This is a genomic window from Nitrospira sp. (genome assembly GCA_030692565.1).
Classification (GTDB): domain Bacteria; phylum Nitrospirota; class Nitrospiria; order Nitrospirales; family Nitrospiraceae; genus Nitrospira_D.
The window spans coordinates 74,587-85,620 of sequence record JAUYAO010000006.1; the positions used below are offsets into that span (position 1 = coordinate 74,587).

17 protein-coding genes are annotated in these 11,034 nt (G+C 59.5%); 2 read left to right on the forward strand and 15 right to left on the reverse strand.

Going from position 1 to position 11,034, the window contains the following annotated elements:
- Positions 1-19: 19 nt before the first annotated feature.
- The 15 genes from Q8N04_02020 to Q8N04_02090 form a co-directional block, all read right to left on the reverse strand.
- Positions 20-262, reverse strand: coding sequence for a YdcH family protein (locus Q8N04_02020; protein MDP3089427.1), 243 nt, complete (start codon positions 260-262; stop codon positions 20-22).
- A 19-nt stretch (positions 263-281) separates the two neighbouring features.
- On the reverse strand, positions 282-821 hold the full coding sequence (gene rimI / locus Q8N04_02025) for a ribosomal protein S18-alanine N-acetyltransferase (protein MDP3089428.1): 540 nt from the start codon (positions 819-821) through the stop codon (positions 282-284).
- Positions 814-1,602 carry a tRNA (adenosine(37)-N6)-threonylcarbamoyltransferase complex dimerization subunit type 1 TsaB gene (gene tsaB / locus Q8N04_02030; GenBank protein MDP3089429.1) on the reverse strand — a complete coding sequence of 263 codons (789 nt, stop codon included), beginning with the start codon at positions 1,600-1,602 and terminating at the stop codon, positions 814-816. Before tsaB ends, rimI begins: the two co-directional genes overlap by 8 nt.
- Entirely contained in the window at positions 1,599-2,480 is an 882-nt protein-coding gene (locus tag Q8N04_02035; protein MDP3089430.1) for a hypothetical protein, read from the reverse strand. Before Q8N04_02035 ends, tsaB begins: the two co-directional genes overlap by 4 nt.
- Complete coding sequence (radA, locus tag Q8N04_02040; GenBank protein MDP3089431.1) at positions 2,464-3,825, reverse strand: DNA repair protein RadA; 1,362 nt, start codon at positions 3,823-3,825, stop codon at positions 2,464-2,466. The genes Q8N04_02035 and radA overlap by 17 nt, the downstream gene beginning before the upstream one ends.
- Positions 3,826-3,925: 100 nt before the next feature.
- Positions 3,926-4,249: a hypothetical protein gene (locus Q8N04_02045; GenBank protein ID MDP3089432.1), complete on the reverse strand. Its 324-nt coding sequence runs from the start codon at positions 4,247-4,249 to the stop codon at positions 3,926-3,928.
- The gene (locus Q8N04_02050; GenBank protein MDP3089433.1) at positions 4,246-4,470 is read right to left on the reverse strand and encodes an addiction module protein; all 225 of its coding nucleotides are present in this window, start codon (positions 4,468-4,470) and stop codon (positions 4,246-4,248) included. Before Q8N04_02050 ends, Q8N04_02045 begins: the two co-directional genes overlap by 4 nt.
- 231 nt (positions 4,471-4,701) lie before the next feature.
- Entirely contained in the window at positions 4,702-5,166 is a 465-nt protein-coding gene (locus Q8N04_02055) for a hypothetical protein (GenBank protein MDP3089434.1), read from the reverse strand.
- 69 nt (positions 5,167-5,235) lie between these two features.
- The gene (locus tag Q8N04_02060; GenBank protein ID MDP3089435.1) at positions 5,236-5,928 is read right to left on the reverse strand and encodes a hypothetical protein; all 693 of its coding nucleotides are present in this window, start codon (positions 5,926-5,928) and stop codon (positions 5,236-5,238) included.
- A gap of 265 nt (positions 5,929-6,193) precedes the next feature.
- Positions 6,194-7,069, reverse strand: coding sequence for a hypothetical protein (locus Q8N04_02065; protein ID MDP3089436.1), 876 nt, complete (start codon positions 7,067-7,069; stop codon positions 6,194-6,196).
- Between the two features lie 5 nt (positions 7,070-7,074).
- Positions 7,075-7,542 (reverse strand): thioredoxin-dependent thiol peroxidase, encoded by a 468-nt coding sequence (bcp, locus tag Q8N04_02070; protein ID MDP3089437.1) that lies wholly within the window; start codon positions 7,540-7,542, stop codon positions 7,075-7,077.
- A 24-nt stretch (positions 7,543-7,566) separates the two neighbouring features.
- A complete protein-coding gene (locus Q8N04_02075) occupies positions 7,567-8,010 on the reverse strand; it encodes a tetratricopeptide repeat protein (GenBank protein ID MDP3089438.1) in 444 nt (147 codons plus the stop codon).
- Between the two features lie 19 nt (positions 8,011-8,029).
- Entirely contained in the window at positions 8,030-8,305 is a 276-nt protein-coding gene (locus Q8N04_02080) for a DUF507 family protein (protein MDP3089439.1), read from the reverse strand.
- 100 nt (positions 8,306-8,405) lie between these two features.
- Entirely contained in the window at positions 8,406-8,687 is a 282-nt protein-coding gene (locus Q8N04_02085) for a DUF507 family protein (GenBank protein ID MDP3089440.1), read from the reverse strand.
- A 3-nt stretch (positions 8,688-8,690) separates the two neighbouring features.
- A complete protein-coding gene (locus Q8N04_02090) occupies positions 8,691-9,077 on the reverse strand; it encodes a cyclophilin-like fold protein (protein MDP3089441.1) in 387 nt (128 codons plus the stop codon).
- A 234-nt stretch (positions 9,078-9,311) separates the two neighbouring features.
- On the opposite strand from Q8N04_02090, the gene Q8N04_02095 reads away from it, so the two are divergent.
- Positions 9,312-10,118, forward strand: coding sequence for a ribonuclease H-like domain-containing protein (locus Q8N04_02095; GenBank protein MDP3089442.1), 807 nt, complete (start codon positions 9,312-9,314; stop codon positions 10,116-10,118).
- Positions 10,115-10,873 carry a protein phosphatase 2C domain-containing protein gene (locus tag Q8N04_02100; GenBank protein ID MDP3089443.1) on the forward strand — a complete coding sequence of 253 codons (759 nt, stop codon included), beginning with the start codon at positions 10,115-10,117 and terminating at the stop codon, positions 10,871-10,873. The genes Q8N04_02095 and Q8N04_02100 overlap by 4 nt, the downstream gene beginning before the upstream one ends.
- Positions 10,874-11,034 lie beyond the last annotated feature (161 nt).

Here is an 11,034-nt window from a genome sequence, read left to right on the forward strand (position 1 = left end):
CCGGCGACCGGGCCATTCCTTAGCGCGCGGCTTGGACCGTTCCTTGTTCGCGATATTGACGGATCAACTCCGCCATCTTGTCTTTCATGGCGAGCTTTTCTTTTTGTAAATGCTTCTTCACGACTTCTTCCTGGGGCGTCAGCACATGGCGCCGTTGCAATTCGTTCAGCTCGCCGTCGAGCCGGTGATGGGTTTCCTCCAGCGATTTGAACTCACGGCTGGTCTGTCGAAGCTGGTCCGCGAGTCCCTGTTCAGTCTGCATGCCACACCTCCTGGTCGGGTTAGTGAGCGGGAACTGAGCCTCCCTCGTTGACGGGCGCAGACCTGCGCCCGGAGCCGGCGGGGATCACAATCGGCTCCATCTCCATGAGCACCGCATCTTCGACTGGATTGGAATAGTATGAGGGACGGATCGACACCTGCGTAAATCTGAAGCGCCGGTACAGTGCCAATGCCGCAGAGTTGGAAGCCCGGACCTCGAGTACGGCACGGGTGGCCGCCTGGGTGAGCCCGGTGTGCAAGGCGACATCCACCAGGGCCGCGCCAATTCCACGACGACGCATCTCTTCTGCTACGGCAAGATTCATCAGGCGCACTTCTTCAAACACGATCCAAAAGCACAGGGAACCGACGATCGCTCCACCCGTTGTCGCTGTCTTCGCTGCGTCCCGCGCCACCAGAAAGTGTGCAAACTGGTTGCCGGTCAGTTCAGCTTCCAACATTTTGCGCGTCCAGGGGGCCGAGAAGCAAGCTTCTTCCAGGCGCAACAAATCAGGCAGATCGGCCAACGCGGCTGGCATGATCTGAATCGCGTTATCCATGCGATTTTCCCGACGAGCGGGGCTGGCGTGCCGCTCTGGCAGCGGTCTTGGTCGCGACACGAGCCTGCCGGCGAGCCACCGGCGAGACACCGCCGGACTGTTCGTAACGGATTTCTGCTTCGGTTCGCTGCACATACAACGGCGCCACATGATCGCCGGCAATCTCACCCCGGCGTAGCCGTTCGATTCCGGCCTGGCCAACGGTGACGGCCGAGGGCCTTACCGGGTCGCCGGGGGCCGGAATAAGTGTGACATCCGGGCCGAGGGCCGCTCGAATAGCCGGCTCCATTATCGTCCACCCCTCCCCGAGCATGGTGGTGGCACCAGGAAGCGTCTGGGCCAGTGCCTGCGGGGAACCGACATGTTCTGAAATGAGACGCTCCAGACCATCGGCGCCCCAACGAAACACCGCCCAATAGATTTCATCTTTGCGGCTGGGGAGCACGGGGCAGATCGGTCCGGATATGCCTCTGAGCGACCAGGCCATGGCTTCCAACGTCGGGACCAAGACCAGCGGGAGATCGGTGGCCGCCCGCAAACCCAGCAACGTCGCCGTTCCCACCCGCAGACCGGTAAATGAGCCCGGTCCGATGGAGCACGCCAGCCCGTCCAAGTGCTTGAGGGTGAGTCCGGATTTGGCAAGGAGCCGGGTGATCGTCGGCAGCAAGAGCGTGCCATGCGCACCGGTCGCCTCCTGATCTTCCCGCGCCAGCACTCTGTCATCGTCAAGGAGCGCGATGCTCTGCCACGAGGTTGCCGTTTCGACAGCCAGGACTTTCATGACGCCGGCTCCGGCGGTGACGGCTGGCGCGAGATACGCCCGAGCTCTTCGCTCTTCAATTCCTGATTGGAAATGATTTCATGGAACGTGACCTGCACGCTGCCCTGCCCCCGCCCGTCTTCCAGAGAAATCTTAAAGGGACGCAACAGGCGGGAGTCGGGATTGCCGTTGGCCGGGATCGCCGTTTCCCCGATTGAGCGAAAATCCTCATACTGGATGGAGGCATCCACTTCACCGGCGCCGTTCAACCGCTCCTCCTGCACGACCAACAAGGTACGGCGATCAAACCACATTCGCCGGAGCAGGGGCCGATCGGGCGGGGCCGCAGCGGAGCGCGGGCCAAACACATCCAGTCGATACCGTGTCCCCTCCTCGACCAGTTTCGTCGTCTCGTCTTTCCCGATGGCGCTGGTGCCTAACACGCCGCCCATGGCCCACACACTGAGCTCGAACGGCCGGGCCAACTTACCCATCTCGCTCATGTCGGACTGGCGGCCGCTCAACACCCGCCCCATCGTCGGCAATCGCAGCATGTACAGTTCATCGGCCTGGACAAATTCAAACAGCTCGCCGCCGATCGGCGTAAATCCGCGCAACCGCATACTGTTCGGACGGCGATAGTAGACCGCGCCTTCGACGCGGGTGGAAATCGGAATCAAGCCGCCGCGGACCTTCGCGCTGAAGAGGCCCTTCATGGTCCGAATCGCCGTTTCGCGTTGACGCAGCAGGGCAGCCAGCTCCTCGGCTGTCGCCTGCTTCAGCCCCACCGTCTCTTCCGGCGCCGGCGTCGTGGTACAACCAAAGACCAAGGCGCAGAGCAGCAGGATGAGCACCACGTGACCGGTGACACGCATCACCGTGCTACGCAAACACGACATCGAGCGCCTCTCCCACTTCGTTGATCCCGATCAACTCAATCCCATCGATCGGATCGACCTTGGCCAGGTTCCGTTCCGGCAACAAACAGCGTTTGAATCCCATCTTCGCCGCTTCCCGTATCCGCAACTCCGCCTGGCTCACGGCCCGCACTTCTCCGCCAAGGCCAACTTCTCCCAATACCAATAAACCCGGCTCAATGGCCACTTCGCGGAGGCTGGAGGTGACAGCGGCGACAATCCCGAGATCGATCGCCGGCTCATCGATGTGCATGCCGCCGACGACGTTCACATAGACGTCCTGCCCGGAGAGATGCATGCCCAAGCGCTTCTCCATCACCGCCAGCAGCAGGGAAACCCGGCTCAACTCCACGCCGTTGGCCACGCGTTTCGGCATGGCATAGCTGGTCGACGACACCAAGGCTTGCAGCTCGACCAGAATCGGCCTGGTTCCTTCCAGGCTCGACACCACGACTGAGCCGGTACTGTGCTGCGGGCGCTCGGCCAGAAACAATTCGGACGGATTGGCCACTTCTTCAAGGCCGCCATCCTTCATTTCAAAGACGCCGATCTCATTGGTCGAGCCGAAGCGATTTTTGACCGCACGGAGAATCCGATAGCTATGGCCTTTATCGCCTTCGAAATAGAGCACCGTATCGACGATGTGCTCCAGCAGCCGGGGGCCGGCGATCGCTCCTTCTTTCGTCACATGGCCGATGATAAAGACCGGCACGCCGGCCCGCTTCGCGAACGACATGAGCTGTCCGGCGACTTCCTGCACCTGGCTGATGCTGCCAGGGGCCGAGGTAATCTGCTCCGTAAAGACCGTTTGAATAGAATCGACGACGAGCGCGGCCGGCTGAATCTCCTGCACCGCTTTGAGAATCTGCTCCAGCGAGGTTTCCGCCAGGATCAAGAGGTTCGGATGTTCGATGCCCAGCCGCTGCCCGCGCATCTTGATCTGGCGGGGTGACTCCTCACCGGACACATAGAGAACCGGCGCTTCCTTCGAGGCCAACCGCGGTAAGGCCTGCAGCAACAGCGTGGTCTTGCCGATGCCGGGATCGCCGCCGATCAGAATGACCGCGCCGGGAATCACGCCGCCGCCCAGGACGCGGTCGAACTCGCTGATCTGCGTGAGCCGGCGGTCTTCCCCCACCACTTCGATCTCGGCGATCGGCGTCGCTTTGGCCTGCGCCATCTTCATGGCCACCGGGCGCCCCTTGCCGGTCGGCGCCTGCCGCTCTTCTTTCATCGTATTCCAGCCGCCGCAATCGGGACAGCGCCCGATCCACCGCGGCGACTGATGCCCGCAGGACTGGCAGGAAAAACTGGTCTTCGCACGCATTCAGAGAAGCCTCAAAAAGATAGAAATCTGACGCGTATAGTAAAGGAGAGAAGCGGTGAATGGAAGATATGAGGGCTGCACTAGCCTGTGCACGCCGCGCTTAGCGCAGATTCGGCTTGCCTGGCTGGTTTGACTTCAGCCGCACGCGCCAATCCCTGGGTTCCTGATGCAGGTGTGCGACCGCGATAATGATGATCTCGACGCTTGTCGGCTCATAGATCAAGCCATAGGGAAACCGCTGCATCTGACAACGGCGAATCACGCCACCCAGCGAGTGCCATGCCATCGGGAAATCGTTGATACGCCGGATGGTCTCCCAGGCCTCATCACGAAACTCATTCCCCAGCTGAATGCGTTGCGCGTTGTAGTACAGGACCGCCTCAACTAGCTCGTGATGCGCGGGAGGCAGGAATCTGATCTTCAAATTTTTCTACCAAGATCCGCGAAGACCCGCTCCGCATCAATCGCCCCAAGCTCGCCGGCATGGTACGCAGCCAAGCGACTCTCAGCTTCCTTGAGCCACATCGCATCAAGCGCGGGATTGGGCTGGTCAAGACTGGCAATCAGGCCTTCCACTAACGCCGCGCGGTCATTAGACGGAAGTTCAAGGGCCTGATGCAAAATGGCTTTTGCTGATTGGGGCATAACCACCTCCATAAGCGTCACCCGAAACTGTACCAGCGATGCTCTATGAAATCTACCGCCCAGCCGCTACCTCATGGGAGCGTGGAGGAACTTTCCTGGGGGCTTGCAGAAGCGCCTATTTAGGGAAAGGACCTATACGCGTTTATTCTCAAACATCTCACATGGTCGCCCGCGGAAATTCAGAATGTCCCCGTGTATTTCGCCTCAGAAGTATATTTAGATGTCCAGCGTTCAGCGCAATGTCTCTAGCGTAACAACCAATATCTCTTCCCCCTTGCTTCCAAATCCAACGAGTTCATCCTCGTCCGTTTCGCGCCTAAAGCGGTGTCCCCACTTTAGGCCATCCGAGTCCAGATAACTATCAGTACAGCCAAAGAATTGGGTAAGTCCCTCACCTTTTGTTTGAGCGGTCAGTTCCCAGTGCTTCTGAATTATCGGAGTTCTGGCGGCCCCGTCTTTCAGAGAGATAAGCACAAAGGACTTGGTAATAGTCACCATAAAGCATTCAGGATCAACATGAAGTGCGACTGTTTGACGTTGGCCAGCGCTGAAGTCGTCAATCGCCACAACTTTTCTGCTGGTGCTTCCCATAAGATTCTGGACAATTTTCACGAATCCGAGCTTTTGAATCCTCCCCAAATGGGGATGCCCCGACTTCAGGAATTCATCTGCGCGAGTGATCTTAGTAAAATCCATAATTGGGGAACATCGCCCGATGTTGCGCTTCAGCGGCCGCGAGCAGCACGGTTCACCTGTAAGCGCGTGTTAGCCAGAGCCATTGACAAAAAAAGCTGTCGCCGTGCACCCATCGTAAAAAACAAGCCGCATCAGGCATCGATACCTGTCATTTGGCTGATGAACTTTATACCAGAACACATCTGGATTCTCGCCGCACTTCGACTCCATGGCAAAAAGTTTCTCTGCGGCATCGAATAGGACGAGTCGGTGCGTATCGACGTCCAGAATCTGGCCGGAATCGCCGTACCCGATGAAATCGGGATGCACTCGGATACTGCCTGGCCACCGCTCGCGAAAGTGATGTCGATAGAGCCCGATCGCGATAAGATCAAGCACCCTTTGGAAGCGAGCGCCGTCTAGCGGGACTTCGACTACGTCGTGCTTTGTTCTGGAATGGCTATCGACGACTGTGACGTCTTTGGTGTTGCTGAGAACCGCCTGGCCAAGCGCTGGCCGCCGCTCATTAGCACGCCTGAGCTTCGTCGATACCTGCTGGCTCGCTACAGAATTTGCTAGCAGGTTTGTGCTCAGGACCCACAAAAAATACTCGTCGTCACTGGACTTGCGAAGATTATGGTCGGCGCACGCTGGCACGGTGATGAGGTTTCGGCGGAAGTCCTGATTGCAGTCGGTGTCTTTGATTTCTGGAAACAAACACGCTGGAGGTACATGTTCACGCGTTGTGGCGCTGCTACTGCATGCAAAGCAGGTGTCGTTCATTTCTTCTGGCTAACGAAAATTAGACTGATCCGCATAAGATGCGGAGTTCTGATTTTTGGCCCACATAACTCACCTTGGGATTTCTCGCCGAAAATCTGCTAGCCCCTTTATATCAAAGGCCTCGTTTGTTTTTCACTAGCTTCCTCCACTCAGAGCGAGGAAATTCCAAAAAGAGGACCGCCGATGGGCTCCTTCACTGCGCTATTCAAACAAACACTATTTCATCATGCGCGTGCTACCTGGTTGGAGGGCAACCCAGTACCTCCTATAACTTCTTCCGAATCTCTTTCCATTCCTTCGCCACTTTGGCTTTGCGCGGGGCTTCCCCTTTGGCCGGCTCCGGCACCATCACGGCCGCCAACCGTCGTTGGAGAAAGGCCTCGGCGAAGGCTTTGGTCCGACCGATGCCGGTCTTGACGGTTTTCCATCCGTCCGCGTGCAAGGCATCGATCGCTGTCCCGAAGGCCTGCTCGCCCCCCGGCACAACCAGGACATAGCCGGCAGGGAACTTGTGCAGCTTCAACCATTCCCGCGAGGACTCGCTGGCCTGAAAACGATCGCCGCCGAAGGAGGCCGACGGCACGACATACATCACGCGATAGTAGAACTGAGTGAGTTTTCCGAGCTCATCGGCGGCGTCAGGGAGCGGCGCCCCTTCCGGCTCAGGCTTGCTGCGCGGATCCGATGCGGCATGCTTCGCCTGCGGCGCGTCCATGAGCGCAACCAGCTCCACGGCCACGATCGGATTCCGCCGCTCCCAGATCGCGAGATGCCCCAGGCCTTCGGTCGGCGCCACGCGTCCGCTCTCGCCGACTCGCACCTGCACCGGAATGATGCCCTGCGCCTTCGGCATGAACGGCAGCCGCGCCGTTCCGTCTTCGCCGGTCACCGCAGTCGCCACCACTTTGCCATAGACGAGCAATTCGAGCGGCTCGCCTCCCAGTCCTGCAGGAGCTGCCGGCCCCCGCGACACCAGCCGCGCCTCGACCATCACCGTCTGATTGGGTGACGACAAACTGTCGGCCACCAGGAGCGTCGCCGGAGCGGTTCCTGCCGCACCGGCAGAACCAAGAGGACCGAGAACGATGGCGAGGGAGAACAGACAGGCGGTGCGGAACCTATGACGCTTGACCTCACGCACAGGCGTTATGCGCGCAGAGCGGCCAAGACCTCGTCGACATGCCCATCGACTTTGACCTTCCGAAAGATGGCCTTCAGCTTGCCCACGGCATCGATGACGAACGTGCTCCGCTCGATGCCCATATATTTCCTGCCGTACATGCTCTTTTCTTTGTAGACGTCATACGCCGTCGCGACCGCCTTCTCCGTGTCGCTTAGCAGCGTGAACGGCAGCGCATACTTCGCGATGAATTTCTGGTGCGACGCCTGCCCGTCGAAACTCACGCCGAGCACGACCGCGCCCGCCTTCTTGATCGATGCCATCGCATCGCGAAACCCGCAGGACTCTTTGGTGCACCCCGAGGTGTCGTCCTTCGGATAAAAATACAGGACGACCTGCTTGTCCTTCAGGCTTTTCAACGTGACCGGCGTCCCATCCTGATCCGGCAAGGAGAATTCCGGCGCCTTCATCCCGACTGCGAGTTCCTTGGCCATGGGCATGATCCTTTTCAGTATGGACTACCGCGGTCCGCTGCCGATTCCGGGCCGCGAGGTTCCGTACGGATGTTCTTTTGAAATTTTCGGGGCGGCAGGATTTCCATAGGGCGACAATGCCGGGGAGTCCCAGATGGTCTTGTCACCGGGCGCCAGATTGGCCGCCTCAAGAAAGTGCTGCCGGGCGGCTTCGGTATCGCCGAGGGCGTTGAGCGCCAACGCAAAGTTGTAGTGGGCTTGGCCGGACTGCGGCGCGACGGTCACGGCCTGCTCGAAATATCTCTTGGCGTCCTCAAACTGTTTCGCCTGGTAGGCCTGGGTGCCTTGCTCCGTGGCGGTAATCGCTTGCGGCTTCACACCGCCATCCACGAGCGCCAGCGGCGTGAGCACGCGCGGCTTCGGCTTCGATGAGCAGGCCCCCATCCCCGCCAACGCGAATATCACACACACGGTCGTCAGAAGCTTCATGGTGTCTCTCCACATGCCGCTAGCCCTTTCCATGCTTGCGCATTTCTTCCTCGAATGTCTTCCGGTAGAGCACGTCCCACTCGGAACTCCCCTCGACGATGCCGCGAGAATAGGAGGCCAGTTTCGCGCGCACTTTCCGGTCGACCCCCTCTTCCTGCGCCAGCTCGACCGCCAGCACCCGCTTGATGTCTTTCAGCATGCGGGCATCATCGCCCTTCTGGCTGATCAGCGGGCTTTTCTTCACCGCCTGAAGAATGACGTGGGACAGATGGCTGACTTTTTCTTCACTCAACATGTCCGGTCCTCACGTGAAGGGTGATGCGTGACGAGTGATGAGCGCCGCACGACTTCCAACTACCCCATCTCATCACCGATCACTCCTCACTGATCACTTCTCACAGGATAATGCCCCGCTCGCGCACCAGCTTCGTTTTGATCATGGTGAACATGCGCTGATAATCGACCTGTCCCTGTTCAATCTGCTTTTCATAGGCCTTCAGCATCTGCCGGACCTCCGCATTCAGCGCATCCTCGATCCCCAACTCCGCCGTAATGACCTGCTCCAACGATTCGACGAATGCCTTGCGATCGCCCGTGACGTCGAGCTGTCCGTCCTGCTGGAGGTGCGCGACCACCGACTCAGCCATATGGTGAACCCGATCCTTTGAGATGCGCATAGACTAGACTCGCTCGACGCGAATGGTGGTCGCCTCCATGACCCGGCGGAACTGCGTCGCATCGCCCACGATTTTCCCGATCACGTTCACACGATCCGCCGGCACCGGATCCGGCCCCATGCTCATCGGCGTCCGGCCGAAGAAAATCGCCAGGACCTGCCCCGCACCCCAGTAGGCGACATCGCCGACTTTCACTTGGTTGGTCGCGGTCTCCCGATAATCCTTGACCCCGGCCAGCTTGAAGTAAAACTCTTCGCCCCAGGTGTTGATCGGCGCATCGACCGGCAAGGCGGCGTACACCTCCCCGGCGGTCTTCGACCCCTTCAGTTCGGCTTCAAGTTGCACCCCGCCCACGGTGATGCGAATGCGCTTGGCTGGATCAGTCATCATAAAATTTGTCGGTGTGTGGGTATGGATAATCGGGTTGATTGCGGCCTGCAAATATGACGTCGAACTCTAACCGGTCTCCCGGGTGAAATCAAGGCAGCGGAGGAGCCCGGACTTTCGTCCTCCTGCTAAAATGAACCGAATGTTACCCTCAACTTTTGTGATTCTCGCGGGCATCGGACCTGTGAATGCAGCGGAGTAGCCCAGGCTTTCGCGCTCCTGCTAGAATACCGCCGCATGTTACCCTCAACCTTTGTGATCCTCCCGGGCATCGGTCCCGCGACAGAACGGCGCCTCTGGCAAGAAGGCCTGCTCACGTGGAACGATTTCTTGAGCCAGCCGCGGATTCCCGGAATCTCGGCTCAACGTAAGCAGTGGTACGACCAGGAGCTCGTCCAGGCTCAATCTGCATTCGACTCCGGGCACCTCGACTATTTCACGACACGATTGCCCGGCCGTGACCATTGGCGGTTCTTCGAACTGTGCGAACCCCGCACGCTGTATCTGGACATCGAAACCACCGGAACCTCCCCGCATGACGGGGAGGTAACCGTCGTCGGATTGCACCGGCGAGGCGAAACCGTCTGCCTGGTCCGTGGAGAGACCCTGACCGCGGAACGGCTCCAGGCAGAGCTGGATGCCTGCACGCTCCTCGTCACGTTTTTCGGAACGAGCTTCGACGTGCCGTACCTGCGCGCTAAATTCCCCGACCTCAGATTCTCCATGCCGCATTTCGATCTCTGCTTCGCCGCACGGAGATTGGGACTGCGCGGCGGACTCAAACAAATCGAACGGGAGCTTGGGATCGAACGGGACACGTCCGTCCAAGGTCTGGATGGATGGGATGCCGTGCGGCTCTGGATGCAATGGCGCTCGGGCGATGCCGCTGCGCGGGCCCTGCTGCTAGCCTACAACGAAGCCGATACCGCCAACCTCGCGCCGCTGGCGAAGCACGTGTTCGAGGACATTCTCATTCGCTTCGGCCCGGCATCAGTGGGAGCCGCGACGCCTTCATACGGGGAAAGACAGGACTGTCACACATGAGTACCTGGGTGGGAATCGGACGGAGCGACATCGGTCTCGTCCGCGCGATGAATCAAGACGCCTTTGTCACCATGGACCATCTCGGATTCTGGGCCGTGGCCGACGGGATGGGCGGCCATGCCGGCGGAGACGTCGCCGCCCAATCCGCGATCGCCACCGCCGCCGCGCAGGCAGAACTCTTCGCAGATCCGCTCCGCAACGGTCACTGCGCGCCACAGGATTTTCTGCGGGATGTGATGACGCAGGCGCACGACGCCGTCCTCGAACGGGGCCGGCTGGAGCCTCGGCTGGCCCAGATGGGGACGACGCTGGTCACACTCCTGATTACCGTCGGCGCCACGCCGACCGCGCACCTGGCTCACGTGGGCGACAGTCGAAGCTATCTCTTTCGAGACGGCCGTCTCACACAATCGACCCGGGACCACACGTTGATCGAAACCTATCTCGCCCGCGGAATCCTGACTCCGGCAATGGCCAAGACCCATCCTGAACGGCATGTACTCACACGAGCGATCGGAATTTCCCGTTCTGCCAAGCCGAACCTCACGGCCTACTCGCTCCACCCATCCGACATCTTGCTGCTCTGCTCCGACGGGCTTACGAAAATGTTGGAAGATGCCGACATTGCCAACATCATGGGAAATGCACAGAGCGACCCGGTTCGTATCTGCGATCGTTTGATCGAGACTGCGCTCGCGCGCGGCGGCGAAGACGGCGAAGACAATGTGACCGTCGTCGTGATCGCGCACCGCTAACCGTGTCTCCTCACCCCATCGTGTAATACCACAATGATAATGTCCGCTTTCACCACAGTAGAAATGTCCTCTTCGTTGCTAGACTGCCGGCTTTCAGACGGAGGGCTGGATGGTCGGAGAGGACAGGGTCATCATGAGTGTGAAGGAACTGAGACGAGTGC